This is a genomic window from Burkholderia sp. Nafp2/4-1b (assembly GCF_003635165.1).
Taxonomy (GTDB): domain Bacteria; phylum Pseudomonadota; class Gammaproteobacteria; order Burkholderiales; family Burkholderiaceae; genus Burkholderia.
On the sequence record NZ_ML058598.1, the window covers coordinates 1 to 17,933 of the forward strand.

Consider the following 17,933-nt stretch of genomic DNA (forward strand, 5'->3'; position numbering starts at 1 on the left):
ACGCGTTCATTTCATTCAGCCCATCGCGATCTGATGCCGGGCCGTTCGTGAACGGAGTCGGCCGTTCGGTGCGAAGTGGCCGGTCGCGGCTCATCGATACCGCGACCGGTAAGACCGCCTTTGTCAATGCGCGTCAGACCGCAACCGCGCCGACGTAGTTTTCGGCCATCGCCATCGCCGCCGGGCGCGACGTCGTCACGTGCTCGAGCTCCGCGACCTGCAAGCGCTGCTCGAACGGCGACGCGTCGTCGAGACGATGCATCATGCGCGTCATCCAGTACGAGAAGTGTTCGGCACGCCAGATCCGGCGCAACGCGGTTTCGCTGTAGGCGTCGAGCAGATCCGTGCGGTCTTCGTCGTAGAACGCCTGCAGCGCGGACGTCAGGATGCGCACGTCCGACACCGCGAGATTGAGCCCCTTCGCGCCGGTCGGCGGCACGATATGCGCGGCGTCGCCGGCGAGGAACAACCGGCCGTGCTGCATCGTCGTCGACACGAAGCTGCGCATGCCGACGATGTTCTTCTGGAAGATCCGGCCTTCCACGACTTGCTGGCCATCCGCCGAATCGACGCGCGCATGCATCTCCGCCCAGATGCGATCGTCGGACCATTGCTCGACCGAATCCTTCGGATCGCACTGGAAATACATCCGCTGCACGTTCGGCGAGCGTGTACTGACGAGCGCGAAGCCGCGTTCGTGACGCGCATAGATCAATTCGTCCGACGACGGCGGCGCTTCGACGAGAATGCCGAACCAGCCGAACGGAAACACCCGCTCGTAATCCTGCCGCAACGCGGCGGGAATCATCGTGCGCGACACGCCCTGCGAGCCGTCGCAGCCGATCACGAAGTCGCAGTCGAGCGTCTGTTCGACGCCGTCGTGCGTGAAGCGGATCGACGGCGCATCGGTGTCAATGCCGGAAATAGTCGTGCCGGATACGTTGAAGTACAGCGCACCGCCGGCTGCGACGCGCGCGGCCACGAGATCCTTCAGCACCTCATGCTGCGCATAGACGGTAATCGCCTTGCCGGTCAGCTCCGTCAGATCGATACGGCGGCGCTTGCCCTCGAACGCCAGTTCGAAACCGTGATGCAGCGCGCCTTCCGCTTTCATCCGGTCGCCGACACCCGATTCCGCGAGCACGTCCATCGTGCCCTGCTCGAGCACGCCGGCACGAATGGTGGATTCGATCTGTGCGCGGCTGCGCGACTCGAGCACGACCGACTCGATACCGCGCAGATGAAGAAGATGGGAAAGCAGCAGGCCCGCGGGCCCAGCGCCGATGATGCCGACTTGCGTACGCATGAATGTCTCCTAGTGGGATTGATTTTGCGCAAGTGTGGCGGCGACGCGTGCTATCCCGCAACGCGATATCCGGAATATGGACTATCTCGATAATAGATAAAGGTGGTGCGCGAAGGGCGGCGCTATTCGTGGGGCGGGATGCAGCTCGAGCGACATGCGGCCTCTCGCGATGCTGCTGTTGCGCCGTCCGTTCCGGCGCATCGCGCGACCGGAAGCAGACCAGCGTGCGTTCGCGCTCACGCGGGCGGAAATGGCCGTCGCGACCGGGGTCGCCCGCGGCCTGACGCCGGCCGAATACGCGGCATGCAACGGCGCGGGGATCAGCACAGTGCGCGGTCAGATCAAGGCGATCTTCGCGACGATGGGCGCAACGCGGATCGTCGATCTCGTCGCGCTGTTCGGCGATTGAAGCCGCTCAGTTGCGCCGGCCGCGCGCGGGCTTGGTCTTGGCGTCGGTCTTGGCGTTGGACTTCGCGTTGATCTTCGTTTTCGTTTTGGTCCTGCCGATGTCCGCCCCCGGCCACTCTCCCGCGGTCATCCTGTCCAGCTGCCGGACGATCTCCGCGCGCAGCTCGGCCGAAATCTCCACGCTGTCGAGCAATTCCGAAATCCACAGCCCGTCGGCCGCGAGCCGGCAGATCATCAGCGTCGCCGCCTGCTCGAGCGGCACCGGGTCAGGCCGCGTCCACTCGCGCATCGGCACCGACCAGCGCGCACGCGTCTCCTGCTCGGTGATCATCGATGCGACCAGCACGCGCAGCACGTCGGTGCTCGCCGCCGGCTGTGCGGTATCGAGCACCGCATGCAGATACGCGCGGGCCGCCGCGCCGTCGCCGTGCGGATCGGCCGCGCGGCGCGCGTTCATCTGCGTCGCGAAGCGCTCGGTCGCCTGCCCGAACAGCGCATCGAGCAAGCCCTGTTTGTTCGCGAAGTGATACTGCAGCGCGCCCTTCGTCACGCCCGCGCGCTCGGCGACCGCGTCCAGTGTCAACGCGGCCACGCCCTGGTGGGTCGCGATGTCGGATGCCGCTTCCAGCAGTTGCGCGCGCACCTGCCCGGGCGCTTTTTTTCGGCGCACACCGGCGACCGGTGCGGGCGCCGCTTCTGCCGCGCCGGAGGCCCGCGCGTCGGCCGGTTCAGCCGTGTCGGCGGGCGTGGAAAGGTCGCGCGGAGCGGGTTCGAGGCGTTTTTTCATGACGGCGATGTTAGCACCCGCGGTCTCCGTATAAACATTCCGGCTGGATGGTATGATCCGCCGCATGAACAAACCCGCCCCTTCCTCCTGGTCCGCGCTCGACACCGCGATCGCCCGTGGACGCGACGCGTTGATGCGCCTTCAGCAGCCCGACGGCAGCTGGTGTTTCGAACTCGAATCCGACGCGACGATCACCGCGGAATACATCCTGATGATGCATTTCATGGACAAGATCGACGACGCGCGCCAGGAGCAGATGGCGCGCTACCTGCGTGCGATCCAGCGGCTCGACACGCACGGCGCGTGGGACCTGTACGTCGACGGCGATCCGGACGTGTCGTGCAGCGTGAAGGCGTACTTCGCGCTGAAGGCCGCGGGCGACCGCGAGGATGCACCGCACATGATCCGTGCGCGCGATGCGATCCTGAAGCTCGGCGGCGCGGCGCGCGCGAACGTGTTCACGCGCATCCTGCTCGCGACGTTCGGCCAGGTGCCGTGGCGCGCGGCGCCGTTCATGCCGATCGAATTCGTGCTGTTCCCGAAGTGGGTGCCGATCTCGATGTACAAGGTCGCGTACTGGGCGCGCACGACGATGGTGCCGCTGCTCGTGCTGTGTTCGCTGAAGGCGCGGGCGCGCAACCCGCGCAACATCGCGATTCCCGAGCTGTTCGTCACGCCGCCCGATCAGGAGCGTCACTACTTCCCGCCGGCGCGCGGGATGCGCCGCGCGTTCCTCGCGCTCGACCGAGTAGTGCGTCACGTCGAGCCGCTACTGCCGAAACGGCTGCGGCAACGCGCGATCCGGCATGCGCAAGCGTGGTGTGCGGAACGCATGAACGGCGAGGACGGGCTCGGCGGAATCTTTCCGCCGATCGTGTACAGCTACCAGATGATGGACGTGCTCGGCTACCCGGACGATCATCCGCTGCGCCGCGACTGCGAGAACGCGCTGGAGAAGCTGCTGGTGACGCGGCCCGACGGCAGCGTGTACTGCCAGCCGTGCCTGTCGCCGGTGTGGGACACCGCGTGGAGCACGATGGCGCTCGAACAGGCGCGCGGCGTGGCCGTGCCGGAAGCCGGCGAGCCCGAAGACGCAGGTGCGCTGCACGAACTCGACGACCGCATCGCCCGCGCCTACGACTGGCTCGCCGAGCGCCAGGTGAACGACCTGCGCGGCGACTGGATCGAGAACGCGCCCGCCGACACGCAACCGGGCGGCTGGGCATTCCAGTACGCGAACCCGTATTACCCCGACATCGACGACACCGCGGTGGTCACCGCGATGCTCGATCGCCGCGGCCGCACGCATCGCAACGCGGACGGCTCGCATCCGTATGCGGCGCGCGTCGCCCGCGCGCTCGACTGGATGCGCGGGCTGCAATCGCGCAACGGCGGCTTCGCGGCCTTCGATGCCGATTGCGATCGCATGTACCTGAACGCGATCCCGTTCGCCGATCACGGTGCGCTGCTCGATCCGCCGACCGAGGACGTGTCGGGCCGCGTGCTGCTGTGCTTCGGCGTCACGAAGCGTGCGGACGAACGCGCATCGCTCGCGCGCGCGATCGACTATGTGAAGCGCACGCAGCAGCCGGACGGCAGCTGGTGGGGCCGCTGGGGAACGAACTACATCTACGGCACGTGGAGCGTGCTGGCCGGGCTCGCGCTCGCGGGCGAGGACCCGTCGCAACCGTACATCGCCCGCGCGCTCGACTGGCTGCGCTCGCGGCAGCACGCGGACGGCGGCTGGGGCGAGACGAACGACAGCTACATCGACCCGGCGCTCGCAGGCACCAATGCGGGCGAAAGCACATCGAACTTCACCGCGTGGGCGCTGCTCGCGCAGATGGCGTTCGGCGACTGCGAATCCGACTCGGTGAAACGCGGCATCGCGTATCTGCAATCGGTGCAGCAGGACGACGGGTTCTGGTGGCACCGCTCGCACAATGCGCCGGGCTTTCCGCGCATCTTCTACCTGAAGTATCACGGCTATACCGCGTACTTCCCGCTGTGGGCGCTTGCGCGTTATCGGCGCCTGGCCGGCGCGAAACAGGCAGGTATGCCTTCGTCAAGCGGGTCGGGCGCGACGACCTCGCACACTGCGGACACCGCGCTCGCCTGAGCACGAGTGCAAGCGCGCGCTCGCACGGCTCAAACTCAAGCGGCAACGCGCCGGCACGCATCACGGCGTCCGGCGCGATCTCGCTCCCTTCCCTCCCCGCTCATTCGTCGCGCCGATCCCGCATCCGCGCGAACGCGTCGCGCAAATCCGTGCAGAATGCATCCCCGATCATCGACAGCGGCTGCGACGCGGACGTCACCAGATAGAAGTGATCCGGCACGGCCGGCTCGAACGGCTTGACGGCCACGCGATTGGCCGCATACGCGGCCGTCACCGGATCGATCAGCGCGACGCCCGCGCCGTTCGCGACGAACGCGACGATCGTCTGCGACAGCTGCGCCTCGATCGACAGCACGCGCGACACGCCGGCCTCGACGAACACGCGATCGATCGCGCTGCGCGCCTCGAAGCTCGGTGGAAACGAGATGAACGATTCGTCGCGCAGGTCGGCCGGCTGCACCACGCGCTTGCGTGCGAGCCGGTGCCCGCGCGGCACGATGCAGCACATCGCGCTTTCCGCGAGCCGCTCGCCGCGCACCGCCGGATGCGGCACCGGCTCGGCGATCAGCCCAACGTCGCATTGGCCTGACGCGACCTTGTCGACGACCGTCGACGCGCTGTGCGCGAGCAGCGTGATGTCGACGCCCGGATGCGCGGCCGAGAAGCGCGTGACGAGTTCAGGCAGCAGATCGAGCGCGACGGCGGGCGAGCCGGCCACGCGCAGCGTGCCGCGCCGCATCGCGCGGATCTGCTCGGCGGCCTGCGCGACGCGATCGAGCCCGACGAACGCGCGCTCGACTTCCTCGTACAGCACGCGCGCTTGCGCGGTGGGCGTGAAGCGGCCCTGCTCGCGCTCGAACAGCACGAAGCCGACACGATCCTCGAGGTCGGCGATCAGCCGGCTCACGGCCGGCTGCGAGATATGCAGATCGCGCGCCGCGCGCGTGACGGTATGACGCTGCATCACCGCGCGAAACGCTTCGATCTGACGGATCCTGAGTGAAGGTGTGGTCATAACACTGGGTTATGGATCGTTGATCAACCTGTATTGGACAGTCTATTTTGCCTGCCCGAACATCGGTTCAGCAACGTCAAATACGCAAGGAACCGCGCCGCCATGCCCCATAACATGCAGACACCGACCCGACAGTTCCGGAGCCGCACATGACCGTGCGCAGCTTCGACGTCGTCGTGATCGGCGGCGGGCTCGTCGGCATGGCGCTCGCGTGGGGCATCGCGCGCGTCGGCAAGCGCGTCGCCGTGTGCGACGGCGACGACATCGCGTATCGCGCTGCGCGCGGCAACTTCGGGTTGGTGTGGGTGCAGGGCAAGGGCGGGCGCTGCCTGCCCTACGCGCGCTGGTCGCGTGAATCGTCCGAGCGCTGGAGCGCATTCGCCGCGCAGTTGCAGCGCGAGACCGGCGTGAACTGCGGGTTCGAACGCCCGGGCGGCATCGAGCTCTTCGAACATGGCGCCGAACTGGAAAGCGCGACCGCGCTGCTCGAATCGCTGCATCGCCAGGACGCAGCGCTGTCGTACGAAGTGCTCGATCCGGCCGCGCTGCGCAAACGGATTCCCGCTGCGTCACCGGCGCTGGCCGGCGCGCTGTGGTCGCCGAACGACGGACACGCGAACCCGCTCTACACGCTGCGCGCGATGCTCCAGGCGTTCGTGCAAAGCGGTGGCGTCTATCTGCCGCGCAACGAGGTCAGCGAAATTCGTCCGCGCGCCGGACGCTTCGAGATCGATACGCGCGACGGCCGTCTCGAAGCCGCGCGCGTCGTGCTCGCGGCCGGCCTCGATAACGCGCGCCTTGCGCCGATGGTCGACATGGTCGCGCCGATCTCGCCGCTGCGCGGGCAGATCATGGTCACCGAACGCCTCGCACCGTTTCTCGACTATCCGACGCTGGTCGTCCGCCAAACGCCGGAAGGCTCGGTGCTGCTCGGCGACTCGGCGGAAGACGTCGGTTTCGACGACGGGCAGACGCGCCCGGCGATGGTCGACATCGCGCGCCGCGCGCGAAGCGCGTTTCCGGCACTCGCGCATGCACGCATCGTGCGCGCATGGGGCGCGCTGCGCATCATGACGCCGGACGGGCTGCCCGTCTACGAAGCATCGACCACGCATCCCGGCGCGTTCGTCGCGATCTGCCACAGCGGCGTGACGCTGGCGGCCGCGCACGCCGATCTGGTCGCGCCGTGGATCGCGGGCGCCGCCGCGCCCGCCGACCTGTCCGCCTTCAACACCGCGCGCTTCGCCGCGCCCACGGATGCCCGGCATGTTTGAATCCATCGTTCCCGCCGCCGCGACGCACAAGCGCGTGCGCATCCATATCGACGGCACGCCGCACGACGTGCCCGCGCATTACAGCGTCGCGGCCGCGCTGCTCGCCGCCGGCACGCTCGCGCGCCGCGAGAGTGCAGTGAGCGGCGCGCCGCGCGGCCCGTTCTGCATGATGGGCGTGTGCTTCGACTGTCTCGTCGAAATCGACGGCGTGCCGAACGTGCAGGGCTGCATGACGCCCGTGCGCGACGGCATGCAGGTGCGTGCGATGCACGGCAAGGCGAGGCTCGCATGACGCGCCGCCAGTGTGACCTGCTGATCGTCGGCGCGGGGCCGGCCGGGATGGCGGCGGCCACTGCCGCACGCGCGGCCGGCCTGTCGGTCGTCGTCGCCGACGAGGGCCGCGCGCCCGGCGGCCAGATCTATCGCAATGTCGCTGACGCGCCCGCGCAGCTCGCACAATGGCTTGGCAAGGATTACGTGGCCGGCCGCCCGCTCGTCGACGGTCTGCTCGCAAGCGGCGCACAGTACCTGCCGCGCAGCACGGTGTGGCAGATCGCGTTCGAACCTGAGCCGGTCGCGATGCTGACGCAGAGCGGCCCGTCCGGCGGCACGCTCGAAATCGGCGCGCGCGCGGTGCTGATCGCGACCGGCTCGCAGGAGCGGCCGTGGCCGGTGCGCGGCTGGACATTGCCGGGCGTGATGGGCGTCGGCGCCGCGCAAACATTGTTGAAATCGTCAGGGCTCGCGCCGTCGCCCGACACCGTGCTCGCCGGTAGCGGCCCGCTGCTGTGGCTGTTCGCCGCGCAGTTGCTGAATGCGGGCCGGCGCGTGCGCGCGCTGGTCGACACGACGCCGCGCGACGCATGGCGCAACGCACTCCCGCATGCGTTGCCGGCGCTGCGCGGCGCCGACTATCTGCTCAAGGGCTGGCGCATGCTGCGCGCGGTGCGTCACGCAGGCATTCCCGTCTATCGCGGCGCGACCGACGTCGGCATCGACGGCGACGGCCGCGCGCGACGCATCCGCTTTCGCGACGCGGACGGCATTCCTCAAACGCTCGACACATCGCTGGTGCTGCTGCATCAAGGCGTGATTCCGTCGACGCAGCTCGCACGCTCGCTCGGCTGTGCGCATGAATGGGACGAACGCGCGGCGTGCTGGCGCCCGCAATGCGATACACGCGGCCGCAGCAGCGTGCAGCAGGTGTGGATCGCCGGCGACGGCGCGGGAATCGGCGGCGCACAGGCCGCAGCGCTTGCAGGCGAGCTGTCGGCGCTCGACATCGCGGCCGCGCTCGGCGCGCTCGACCGTCAAAAGCACATCGAACGCGAACGCCCGCTGCTGCGCGCGTGGCGCCGTCATCTCGCGGTGCGTCCGCTGCTCGATGCGCTGTACACGCCGCCCGCCGCGCTGCGTCGCCCCGACGGCGACACGATCGTCTGCCGCTGCGAGGAGATCACGGCCGGCGAGATCCGCGAACTCGCGGCGCTCGGCTGCCAGGGACCCAACCAGATGAAGGCGTTCACGCGCTGCGGGATGGGCCCGTGCCAGGGACGCTGGTGCGGGACGACGGTCGGCGAACTGATCGCCGACGTGCAGCAGCGTGACGTCGGCGACGTGGGTCACTACCGGATCCGCGCGCCGATCAAGCCCGTCACCGTCGGCGAGATGGCCGACGCCCTCGAACTGTCGAACGATTTCCGGCGCGGCGAATTCCCGAGCTGAAGCGCGGCCCGCGCATGCCCGCGCTTCCCCACACGAACGGAGCCTGACCATGAAGAACAAGACGCGCATCACGATCCTGCTGTCCGCCGCCGCGATGACCTTCGCGACGCTCGCGTCGGCGAAGGAATGGACGACGATCCGCATCGGCGTCGACCCGACCTACCCGCCGTTCGAATCGACCGCGACCGACGGCACCGTGCAGGGCTTCGACGTCGATCTCGGCAACGCGCTGTGCGCGAAGCTCAACGCGAAATGCGTGTGGGTGTCGAGCAGCTTCGACGGATTGATTCCGGGGCTGCAGGCGCGCAAGTTCGACGTGATCCTGTCGTCGATGGCCGCGACCGAGCAGCGCCGCCAGCAGATCGACTTCACCGATCGCCTGTACCGCAACCAGACGCGTCTGATCGCGCGCACGGGCTCGGGGCTGCTGCCCGAAGCGGCGAAGCTCGCGGGCAAGCGCGTCGCGGTCGAACAGGGCACGATCCAGGAAACCTATGCGCGTGAAAAATGGGCGGCGGCGAAAGTCGAGGTCGTGCCGTATCCGAGCTACGACCAGGCGTATGCGGACCTGGTAACCGGGCGCGTCGACGGCGTGCTGATGGATGCGGTGCAGGGCCAGCTCGGCTTCCTCGCGACCCCGCGCGGCAAGGGCTTCTCGTTCGCGGGCGGTGTGGTGTTCGATCCGAAGATCATGGGTAACGGCGATGCGGCCGGCGTGCGCAAGGCCGATACCGACCTGCGCGATGCGCTGAACCGTGCGATCGCGCAGATCCGCAGCGACGGCACGTACAACAAGATCCAGTCGAAGTATTTCGATTTCGACATGTACGGAAATTGACGTCGGTCATCGCGCGTTGCGACGCGTGCGGCGCCGGTTCGCCGCACGCGCGCGAGCCGGTGCTGCATTAGCGGTCCTCAGGATCGCGTCCTTCGCGAACCGGACTATAATCGCCGCTTTCGGTTTGGTCGTTGCCATGAAGCCGCTGGCCGTTCCCTCTCTCGCGAACATCGCGTCGCGCCTTCGTCTGAAGCAGCTCAAGCTGCTGATCGCGCTCGAAAACCACGGTTCGCTGCACAAGGCCGCCGAAGAAATCGCGATCTCGCAACCCGGCGCCACCAAGGTGCTGCGCGAGATCGAGGACATCCTCGGCATGCCGCTGTTCGAGCGGCAACCGAAAGGTCTCGTTGCGAACGACCTCGGCCGCTGCGTCACGCGCTATGCGCGCCTCATCTACAGCGATCTCGAACACCTGCATACCGAAGTGCTCGCGATCACGCAGGGGCATGGCGGCCATCTGGCCGTCGGCGTGGTCATGGGCGCGGTGCCGCTGCTCACGCGCGCCCTCACCGACCTGCGCCGACGCCAGCCGCACCTGTCGGTCGAGATCGTCGAAGGCACCAGCGCGAGCCTGCTCGCGCTGATCGACGAAGGCCGCATCGATCTCGCGATCTGCCGCAACGGCAACAATCGGCGCCCGGAGGCATACGACTACGTGCCGCTGCAATCCGAACCGCTCTCCGTCGTGACCGCGCGCACGAATGCGCTGGCCGAACGTGACGCGCTGACGCTGCGCGATCTCGTCGACGCCGAATGGGTCGCGTATCCGGTCAACACGCCGATGCGGCTCGCGCTCGAGCGCGCGCTCGCGGATGCCGGCATCGAGGTGCCGCGCTATCCGATCGAAACGGCGTCTACGTTCGCGACGCTGACGCTGCTGCAGGCGAATCCGGAACTCGTCGCGGTGATTCCGCGCGCAGTGGCGGAATTCGGCGAGCGCTTCGGCCTCGTCGCATGCCTGCCGGTCGCGATTCCGGCGCTCGACGAGCCGTTCGGCGTGGTAGCCCGCGCGTTCGCGCACCTGACACCCGGCGCACGCCTGCTCGTCGACACGCTACAGGGTGCGCTGCTTGCCTGATCGGCGAGAACGCGGCGGACACAGCCGGTAAGCGCGTCGACCTTGCGTGCAGTGGTCAGACGTAGCGGATCCCGCGCGCCGACGCGGCTTCAAAAGTCGCGGAGGCTGCTTTGTCGGGGATATCGCGGAACGTGTTGCCGAGCGGCGCAGCGCGGAAACCGAGCGCATTGCCGCCCGGCAGCGTGCCTTTGACACGCGTGGATTTCTCCACAGGTTGCGGAAGGTGAGCCCAGTCTAGGTTGCGTAGTTATGTCTTCCAGAGACATAATTCTTACAACTTGAGTCTGCGAAGGTCTTATATGCTCGACATCCGTCAGCTTCAATATTTCATCGCGGTCGCGGAAGAGGAACACGTCGGCCGCGCCGCCGAACGCCTGCATATTTCCCAGTCGCCGCTCAGCCGCCAGATCGCGCAGCTCGAGGAAAAGCTCGGGCTGACGTTGTTCGAACGCAGCCAGCAACGCATTCGCCTGACGCGTGACGGCCGCACGTTCCTCAGCGAGACGCAGGCGTTCCTGCGTCACGCGAACCGGCTGGAATCGCTCGCGCGCCGACTTGGCCGCGGCGACGAAGGCGGGCTCTGCATCGGCTACCTCGAAACGGCCACGCACTCGGGCGTGCTGCCGCGCGCGCTGAAGACGCTGCGCGCGGATCGTCCGGCGGTGCATATCGCGCTGTACAACTACACGTCGGCTGCGCAGCTCGAAGGGCTGCGCGAGCGCAGCCTCGACATCGCGCTCGTTACCGAGCCGCCCGCGCCCGACGATCCCGAACTCGAGTCGATGCGCGTGCTGAACGATCCGATGCTGCTCGCGTTGCCCGAAGGGCATCCGCTCGCGAAGAAGAAGACGCTGGCCGCCGACGATCTCGCGACGCAGCCGTGGATCGGCGTCACGCAACAGGAAAGCGCGCCGCGTCACGGCGCGTTCGTCGCCGCGTGCGCGAAGGCCGGATTCTCGCCGGATATTTCCGTCGAGGCGAGCGAGCCGCTCGCGGCGCTCGGGCTCGTCGCCGCCGGGCTCGGCGTGACGATGATCCAGCAGAGCCTGCGTCACCAGGTGCCGGAAGGCGTCGTGCTGCGCGAGCTGCCGTGGTTCAGCTATCGCACGCCGCTGTGGGCCGCGTGGCACAAGGTCAATCTACGTCCGCTGGTGGGGGTGTTTCGCGAGATTCTGACCGGTGAGGACGTGGTCGCGGCGGTCAAGTGAGATCGGGGGCGGCGTATGTATTGACGGCGACTCCGGCCGGCATCGATGCGCGCGCAACTACATCGCATACGCGTCACACGATGCCGGCTTCCCGCTCGCGCGCTACTTCGCGAGCACAACCTTCCCGTCGAGCAACCGGTTGATACCCAGCGGATTCGACGCCTTAAGCGCATCGGGCAGCAGCGCGTCCGGCAGGTCCTGATAGCAGACCGGCCGCAGGAAACGACGGATCGCGAGACTGCCGACCGACGTCGAACGCCCGTCCGAAGTGGACGGATACGGGCCGCCGTGCACCATCGCGTGCGCGACTTCCACGCCGGTGCCGAAACCGTTGACGAGCACGCGGCCCGCACGCCGCTCCAGCGCCGGCAGGAGCGTGCGCGCGGCGGCGTAATCGGCCTCGTCGATGTGAATTGCCGCCGTCAGTTGCCCTTCCAGCGATTCGATCAGTTCGAGCATCGTGTCCAGGTCCGGACATCGAACGATCAGCGACGCCGCACCGAACGCCTCCTCGTGCAGCGCCTTCGATTCGCGGAACGCTTCCGCGCTCGTCGAGAACAATCCGCCGTGCCCCTGGTTCGCGCCGGTCGGCGCATGCGTGCGTGCGACGGTGCGCACCTGCGGATGCTGCGCGAATGCGTCCACCGATCGCTCGAACGCGCGATGAATGCCCGGCGTGAGCATCGTCGCCGCGGGCGCCTGCGCGAGCCGCTCCGCCGCCGCCGCGATAAAGCGCTCGAGCGCCGGCCCGTCCACCGCGAAGATCAACCCGGGGTTCGTGCAGAACTGCCCGGCGCCGAGCGTCAGCGACTGCACGAACTGCTGCGCGATCGCTTCGCCGCGCGCGTCGAGCGCGTTCGGGAACAGCAGCACCGGATTGATGCTGCTCATCTCCGCGTACACGGGAATCGGTTCGGCGCGCGCGCTTGCGATCGCGACGAGCGCGGTGCCCGCATGGCGCGAACCGGTGAAACCGACGGCCTTGATGCGAGGCTCGCGCACGAGACCCTGACCGATCTCGATACCGCTGTCGAACAGCAGCGAGAACGTGCCTTCCGGCATCCCGCAGGTCTTCACGGCCTGCTGCACGGCCAGCCCGACGAGTTCCGACGTGCCCGGATGCGCCGGGTGCGCCTTCACGATCACCGGGCAGCCGGCCGCGAGCGCGGACGCCGTATCGCCGCCCGCCACCGAAAACGCGAGCGGGAAATTGCTCGCGCCGAACACCGCGACCGGCCCGAGGGCGATATGGCGCAGGCGCAGGTCGGGTCGCGGTGCCGGCTGGCGCGCCGGTTGCGCGGGATCGATGCGCGCTTCGAGGTAGTCGCCCGCGCGCACGACGTCGGCGAACATCCGCAGCTGGCCGACCGTGCGGCCGCGTTCGCCTTCGATGCGTGCACGCGGCAGGCCGGTTTCGGCGATGCAGCGCTCGACCAGTTCGTCGCCGAGCGCGAGGATGTTCGTCGCGATCGTTTCGAGGAAGGTCGCGCGTGCTTCGGGTTGCGTTTCGCGATATGTGTCGAATGCGGCCCACGCGAGTGCGCATGCTTCGTCGAGATCGGCGACGCTCGCGCCGCCGAATGCCGGCTCCATGCGTTCGCCGCTGGCTGCGTTGATCCCATATAGCTCGCCGTTCGTGCCGCGCCGCGCGCGCTGGCCGATCAGCAGGTTGCCTGCGAGTGTCATTCCGTTGTTTCCTCTGTAGATGGATCGATTGCGAACGCCGTCCGATGACGGGTTCGCGTTTGTGTTGTGTGGCGTGCCGGCATGCATGTCGCGTCGTCGCGCGTGTGCCGGACTGGCTCGAATCCGAGCATGGTGGTGTGTCGGGCCCGGCGCGCATCGCACCACCCTGGCAATGCGTGCAGTGCCACAGAGCCGCTGCACCGACTTTGTCGATCAGAACGTGGCGGGGTACGCGCCGCCGTCGAGCAACACGTTCTGTCCGTGACGGCCGGGTTGAATTCGCGAAACTCGCGGGCAGTCGCTTCGAGCGCGGCGCCGGAAAACCCGCGCGATAGGCCAGCATAAAGAGTCATGCGCCGCGCGACAATTGACAGGATGTGATACCGGTATAACCGCTCGTTATCGCTCCGGCTCCGCCGTGCCTGGCGGGCTTGTCCCGCCTTCACCTCACGCAGTTGCGGCGCCGGTCACAGCATCTGCGCGCACGCTCCAAGGCCTTCCTCAGACAATTGACGCGCACGCGGCGACGCCGGTTCCGTGCCTCGTCACGCATGCAACCCGCAACGAACACAGGGAACCGGCCGGTGCCGAAAACTACCGGCACCCGATCGCGGCGCGCGACATCGTCACGCGATCACACCATCACTCCCCGAACCGCTTCGCCAGTTCGGCGAGACCGTCTTCGTAGATGCCGCGAAAGAGCTTGATCGCTTCATCGTCGGTCGCGCCGTTCGGCGTGAACGAACCCGACCACTCGACCGTCGACGCATTCGCGCCGTTCTCGCGCACGCGCAGCGTGGAGCGATAGTTCACGACCGGAAACGGCGCCGCGAGGATCGCGTACGTATAGCTGCGTGCCGCATCGTCGAACGCGACCAGACGCTCGACGATCGCGTCGCCGTCCGGGTTCGCGAGGCTGCGCACGCGACCGCCTTCGCTCAATTCGCTCGCCGGGATATACGACAGCCAGTCGGGCAACGACCCGAAGCCGCCGATCAGTTTCCAGACCGTGTCGGCCGAAGCCGCGATCTCGATGCTTGCATTTGCATTTGCCTGTGCCATGTCATCACCTTCGATGCATCACGCTTGACGATCAACGATCGATCGGCAGCGGTGCGTTGGCTGCGACGAGACCTTGTTCGCGCATGTCGCGCCAGAAGTCGGCCGGAATCGTCACGTTCAGCGCGGCCTGGTCTTCCGCGATCCGCTCCGGACGGCTTGCGCCCGGAATCACCGCGGCGGTGGCCGGATGCGCCATCGAGAACTGCAACGCGGCGGCCTTGATCGGCACGTCGTGGCGCGCCGCGATCGCCTTGATCCGGTCGACCTTCGCGAGAATTTCCGGCGACGCCTTCTGGTATTCGAAGTGCGTACCGCCTGCCAGCACGCCCGAGCTGTACGGGCCGCCGACGACGATCCCGACGCCTTGCGCGGCTGCCGCCGGCATCACGCGCTGCAGTGCGCGCTCGTGATCGAGCAGCGTGTAGCGGCCGGCCAGCAGCATGCCGTCCGGTTGCGGTTCGGCGAGGTCGAGCACCAGTTCGATCGGCTCGACGCGGTTCACGCCGAGACCCCAGGCCTTGATCACGCCCTCTTCACGCAGCTTGCTCAGCACGCGGAATGCACCCTTGCGCGCGATTTCGAATTGCGCGAGCCATTCGTCGCCGTAGAAGTCCTGCGCGATGTCGTGCACCCAGACGATGTCGAGGCGATCGGTGCGCAGGCGCTTCAGGCTGTCCTCGATCGAGCGCATCGTCGCCTCGGCCGTGTAATCGTTGACGATGCGGTTCGGCCGGCCGTGTTCGAACAGGCCGCCCTTCTCGCCGAGATCGCGCGCCGACACGTCTTCGACTTCGTCGAGGATCACGCGGCCGACCTTCGTGCTCAGCACGTATTCGTCGCGCGGATGGTGCGCGAGCGCGTCGCCCAGACGCATTTCGGCCAGACCGGCACCGTAGAACGGCGCGGAATCGAAGTAGCGGATGCCTTGCTGCCATGCGGCTTCGACGGTGGCCGCGGCTTCCGCGTCGGGGATGTTGCGGAACATGTTGCCGAGCGGCGCCGTACCGAAGCCGAGGATCTTTTCTGCGGGCAGCTTGCCTTTGAGACTCATGATTTTCTCCAGCTGTGAGGGAAAGTGAGCTCAGTCTAGGCAGACGGGTTAAGTCTGTCCAAGACGGAATTCGACACAGTTGAGTCCCGCGAGGTCTTATCGGGGGTGTAGACGGGTGACGCGCGGATCGCTCACCGACCGTGCCCACCCATCCCTAAGCAACTCCGCACGGGCGGCCACGTCGGGGGTTATTGCTTGCCGCCCAGCGACTCGACGATCCGGTACGCGGTCTTCACGCGATCCTCGATCGGGAAGCTGCGATTCGCGAGCATCACGATGGCAACGCGCTTCGCGGGGACAAAAGCGACATAGGTGCTGAACCCGTTGGTCGAGCCCGTCTTGTTGATCCACGTGTCCGGGCGCGGCGCGAGCGGCGGCTCGATGGCGGTCGCCGGCGTCGCGTCGTAGAGCATCGGCGGCGCATTGCCCGCGAGCAGGGTCGTCAGCGCGACCGGATACGGATACTGTTCCCAGATCAGATCCTGCGTGAGCGGGCCCGCACGGAAATAGCCGGTATGCGTGCGTTCGAGCGCGCGCCGCAGCCGTGGCGTCGTGTCGACGAGCCCCATGTTCGCCTGAACGAAGCGCAACAGGTCGGCCGCGGTCGTCCTGACACCGTAGGCCGGCTGCCACAGCATGCCGCCTTTCATCCGGATCGGCTTGCCGTCCTGCGTATAGCCCTGCGCATAGTCGGCCTGCCGCGCGGCAGGCACGTTGATGTACGTGTGCGTCATCCCGAGTGCGGGAAACAATCGCTGTTCCATCAGCGTCGCGAAGTCGCGGTTCAGCGCCTTCGCGGTGAGCTGCCCGAGCATCCCGATCGCGACGTTCGAATACGTGCGGCGCGTGCCCGGTGCATACGCGGGCCGCCACGTGTCGAGATAGCGCATCAGGCCCGCATCGTCGCGGATGCCGTCGGGCACCTGCAGCGGCATCCCGCCCGGCGTGTGGGTGCCTAGCTGGAGCAGCGTCACGCCGCCGAACGGCTTGCCCTGCAGCGCGGGCAGGTACTTGCCGGCCGGGTCCGACAGCGACAGCTCGCCGCTCTCCTGCGCGTCGGATGCGAGCGTCGCGGTGAGCGTCTTGCTGACGGAGCCGATCTCGAACAGCGTGTCGCCGGTCACCGGCTGGCCGGTTTGCGTCGACATCACGCCGTAGTCGAACACATAGGGCTTGCCGTCGGCGACGATGCCGATCGCCATGCCGGGAATGGCGAACTGCTTCATCAGCGGCGCGACGTTGCGCGTCACGGTGTCGTGGATCTCGTCCGGCGTGGCGGCGGTTGCACGGGCGGCCGTGGCGGCGGCGCACGCGGCGACGAACAGGGTCGCGGCGATGCGGATCGCATTGAAGCGCATGATTGCGGTTCCTTCGATTTTCTATTGGTTGCGTGAGCAACAGGTCCGGACGCGCCGCGCGACGGCTGCGGCAGCCGGCCTGTCGAAGCAGGACTATCCGCTGCCGGCCGCTCGTCAACAATCGACGATAAGTTGCGCGAGCCTAAAGAAAATCTTATGTGGGGCGGAAACCGGCCATCCGGACATCAGGCCGGCAACCGGTCGAGAAAGGCCAGCATCGCGGCGTTGAACTGCGCCGGCCGTTGCAGCGGCGCGAAGTGGCTCACGCCGGGCAGGATCGTCAGCGTCGCGTCCGGAATCGTGTGCGCGAGATACGCCGCATGTTCGGGACGGATGAACTCGTCGTGCTCGCCCTGCACGATCGCGACCGGCACCGCGATCGTCGCGAGGTCGGCCGCGCTGTAGTTCGGTTGCGTGCGCATCATTTCGCTCACAGCCGCGACGAACGCATCGAACGCGTCGGGCGTCGCCGACAACCGTACGTAATCCTTGCGATGCCGCGCGAAGCAGCGATCGATCAGCGTGCTTGGCGCCATCTCTTTCGTGCCGCCCGGGTCCATGTTGCACGCGAAGAAGAACACGCCCGCCGCGCGCTCCGGCGCGCGGGCCGCCAGCACGAGCGACACGCACGCGCCGTCGCTCCAGCCGACGAAGCGTGCGCGCTCGATGCGCAGCGCATCGAGTATCGCGAGCACGTCGGACGCCATGCGTTCGTACGAATAGGCGCGATCGTCGCGCGTGCTGCGGCCGTGGCCGCGGCTGTCGATCACGATCGCGCGGTAGCCGGCCGCGCGCAGCGCCGGCACCTGGTTGCCCCAGTTGCCGCCATGACCGAGGCCGCCGTGCAGCAGCACGACCGGCGGGCCATCGCCGAACGTCGCGTGCCAGAGGCGCGCGCCGTCGTGATCCAGCCATCCTTCGCTGTCGGCCGCGGGCAGCGGCGTGCCGCCCTGCGCGTCGAAGCGGACGAGGTCGTCGTCGGCGAATTCCGCATTCATCGTTGTGCCGTCCTGTCGAG

At 67.7% G+C, this 17,933-nt stretch carries 16 protein-coding genes; 8 read left to right on the plus strand and 8 right to left on the minus strand.

The features are described 5' to 3' along the window. Positions 1-133 precede the first annotated feature (133 nt). Positions 134-1,306 (minus strand): 4-hydroxybenzoate 3-monooxygenase, encoded by a 1,173-nt coding sequence (locus tag C7H84_RS05990; protein WP_121857939.1) that lies wholly within the window; start codon positions 1,304-1,306, stop codon positions 134-136. A gap of 154 nt (positions 1,307-1,460) precedes the next feature. Here C7H84_RS05990 and C7H84_RS05995 point away from each other — a divergent pair, with 154 nt between their 5' ends. Further along, positions 1,461-1,715, plus strand: a complete 255-nt coding sequence (locus C7H84_RS05995) for a hypothetical protein (RefSeq protein ID WP_240461979.1) — start codon at positions 1,461-1,463, stop codon at positions 1,713-1,715. A gap of 6 nt (positions 1,716-1,721) precedes the next feature. On the opposite strand, the gene C7H84_RS06000 is transcribed toward C7H84_RS05995, so the two are convergent. Continuing rightward, positions 1,722-2,501 (minus strand): TetR/AcrR family transcriptional regulator, encoded by a 780-nt coding sequence (locus C7H84_RS06000; protein WP_240461980.1) that lies wholly within the window; start codon positions 2,499-2,501, stop codon positions 1,722-1,724. Between the two features lie 52 nt (positions 2,502-2,553). Here C7H84_RS06000 and shc point away from each other — a divergent pair, with 52 nt between their 5' ends. After that, positions 2,554-4,620, plus strand: coding sequence for a squalene--hopene cyclase (gene shc, locus C7H84_RS06005; protein ID WP_121857940.1), 2,067 nt, complete (start codon positions 2,554-2,556; stop codon positions 4,618-4,620). A gap of 100 nt (positions 4,621-4,720) precedes the next feature. Here shc and C7H84_RS06010 read toward each other — a convergent pair whose 3' ends face one another. Further along, entirely contained in the window at positions 4,721-5,635 is a 915-nt protein-coding gene (locus C7H84_RS06010; RefSeq protein ID WP_121857941.1) for a LysR substrate-binding domain-containing protein, read from the minus strand. Between the two features lie 149 nt (positions 5,636-5,784). Between C7H84_RS06010 and C7H84_RS06015 the strand changes: the two genes are divergently transcribed. From C7H84_RS06015 to C7H84_RS06040, 6 genes are all read left to right on the plus strand, one after another. Next, positions 5,785-6,909, plus strand: coding sequence for an FAD-dependent oxidoreductase (locus C7H84_RS06015; RefSeq protein ID WP_121857942.1), 1,125 nt, complete (start codon positions 5,785-5,787; stop codon positions 6,907-6,909). Next, positions 6,902-7,201: a (2Fe-2S)-binding protein gene (locus C7H84_RS06020; protein WP_121857943.1), complete on the plus strand. Its 300-nt coding sequence runs from the start codon at positions 6,902-6,904 to the stop codon at positions 7,199-7,201. Before C7H84_RS06015 ends, C7H84_RS06020 begins: the two co-directional genes overlap by 8 nt. Continuing rightward, a complete protein-coding gene (locus C7H84_RS06025) occupies positions 7,198-8,634 on the plus strand; it encodes an NAD(P)/FAD-dependent oxidoreductase (RefSeq protein ID WP_121857944.1) in 1,437 nt (478 codons plus the stop codon). Before C7H84_RS06020 ends, C7H84_RS06025 begins: the two co-directional genes overlap by 4 nt. A gap of 49 nt (positions 8,635-8,683) precedes the next feature. Beyond that, entirely contained in the window at positions 8,684-9,472 is a 789-nt protein-coding gene (locus tag C7H84_RS06030) for an ABC transporter substrate-binding protein (protein ID WP_121857945.1), read from the plus strand. 136 nt (positions 9,473-9,608) lie between these two features. Next, positions 9,609-10,550 (plus strand): LysR family transcriptional regulator, encoded by a 942-nt coding sequence (locus C7H84_RS06035; RefSeq protein WP_121857946.1) that lies wholly within the window; start codon positions 9,609-9,611, stop codon positions 10,548-10,550. Between the two features lie 299 nt (positions 10,551-10,849). Beyond that, positions 10,850-11,758: a LysR family transcriptional regulator gene (locus tag C7H84_RS06040; RefSeq protein ID WP_121857947.1), complete on the plus strand. Its 909-nt coding sequence runs from the start codon at positions 10,850-10,852 to the stop codon at positions 11,756-11,758. Between the two features lie 102 nt (positions 11,759-11,860). Here the strand turns inward: C7H84_RS06040 and C7H84_RS06045 are convergent, their stop codons facing one another. The 5 genes from C7H84_RS06045 to C7H84_RS06070 all read right to left on the minus strand — a co-directional run bounded on the left by C7H84_RS06045 (position 11,861) and on the right by C7H84_RS06070 (position 17,913). Next, positions 11,861-13,444: an aldehyde dehydrogenase (NADP(+)) gene (locus tag C7H84_RS06045; RefSeq protein ID WP_121857948.1), complete on the minus strand. Its 1,584-nt coding sequence runs from the start codon at positions 13,442-13,444 to the stop codon at positions 11,861-11,863. A gap of 642 nt (positions 13,445-14,086) precedes the next feature. Continuing rightward, positions 14,087-14,506 carry an SRPBCC family protein gene (locus C7H84_RS06050; RefSeq protein ID WP_121857949.1) on the minus strand — a complete coding sequence of 140 codons (420 nt, stop codon included), beginning with the start codon at positions 14,504-14,506 and terminating at the stop codon, positions 14,087-14,089. Between the two features lie 31 nt (positions 14,507-14,537). Beyond that, positions 14,538-15,557: an aldo/keto reductase gene (locus C7H84_RS06055; RefSeq protein WP_121857950.1), complete on the minus strand. Its 1,020-nt coding sequence runs from the start codon at positions 15,555-15,557 to the stop codon at positions 14,538-14,540. A gap of 188 nt (positions 15,558-15,745) precedes the next feature. Further along, a complete protein-coding gene (ampC, locus tag C7H84_RS06060) occupies positions 15,746-16,915 on the minus strand; it encodes a class C beta-lactamase (RefSeq protein ID WP_121857951.1) in 1,170 nt (389 codons plus the stop codon). Between the two features lie 185 nt (positions 16,916-17,100). After that, complete coding sequence (locus tag C7H84_RS06070) at positions 17,101-17,913, minus strand: alpha/beta hydrolase (RefSeq protein WP_121857953.1); 813 nt, start codon at positions 17,911-17,913, stop codon at positions 17,101-17,103. Between the last annotated feature and the right edge of the window lie 20 nt (positions 17,914-17,933).

Coding starts and splice junctions, on each gene's coding strand:
- C7H84_RS06040 (WP_121857947.1), top strand. CDS start 10,850: ATGCTCGACATCCGTCAGCTTCAATATTTCATCGCGGTCGCGGAAGAG.
- C7H84_RS06000 (WP_240461980.1), bottom strand. CDS start 2,501: ATGAAAAAACGCCTCGAACCCGCTCCGCGCGACCTTTCCACGCCCGCC.
- C7H84_RS06030 (WP_121857945.1), top strand. CDS start 8,684: ATGAAGAACAAGACGCGCATCACGATCCTGCTGTCCGCCGCCGCGATG.
- C7H84_RS06025 (WP_121857944.1), top strand. CDS start 7,198: ATGACGCGCCGCCAGTGTGACCTGCTGATCGTCGGCGCGGGGCCGGCC.
- C7H84_RS06055 (WP_121857950.1), bottom strand. CDS start 15,557: ATGAGTCTCAAAGGCAAGCTGCCCGCAGAAAAGATCCTCGGCTTCGGT.
- C7H84_RS05995 (WP_240461979.1), top strand. CDS start 1,461: ATGCGGCCTCTCGCGATGCTGCTGTTGCGCCGTCCGTTCCGGCGCATC.
- C7H84_RS06020 (WP_121857943.1), top strand. CDS start 6,902: ATGTTTGAATCCATCGTTCCCGCCGCCGCGACGCACAAGCGCGTGCGC.
- C7H84_RS06035 (WP_121857946.1), top strand. CDS start 9,609: ATGAAGCCGCTGGCCGTTCCCTCTCTCGCGAACATCGCGTCGCGCCTT.
- C7H84_RS06045 (WP_121857948.1), bottom strand. CDS start 13,444: ATGACACTCGCAGGCAACCTGCTGATCGGCCAGCGCGCGCGGCGCGGC.
- C7H84_RS05990 (WP_121857939.1), bottom strand. CDS start 1,306: ATGCGTACGCAAGTCGGCATCATCGGCGCTGGGCCCGCGGGCCTGCTG.
- shc (WP_121857940.1), top strand. CDS start 2,554: ATGATCCGCCGCATGAACAAACCCGCCCCTTCCTCCTGGTCCGCGCTC.
- C7H84_RS06050 (WP_121857949.1), bottom strand. CDS start 14,506: ATGGCACAGGCAAATGCAAATGCAAGCATCGAGATCGCGGCTTCGGCC.
- C7H84_RS06010 (WP_121857941.1), bottom strand. CDS start 5,635: ATGACCACACCTTCACTCAGGATCCGTCAGATCGAAGCGTTTCGCGCG.
- C7H84_RS06070 (WP_121857953.1), bottom strand. CDS start 17,913: ATGAATGCGGAATTCGCCGACGACGACCTCGTCCGCTTCGACGCGCAG.
- ampC (WP_121857951.1), bottom strand. CDS start 16,915: ATGCGCTTCAATGCGATCCGCATCGCCGCGACCCTGTTCGTCGCCGCG.
- C7H84_RS06015 (WP_121857942.1), top strand. CDS start 5,785: ATGACCGTGCGCAGCTTCGACGTCGTCGTGATCGGCGGCGGGCTCGTC.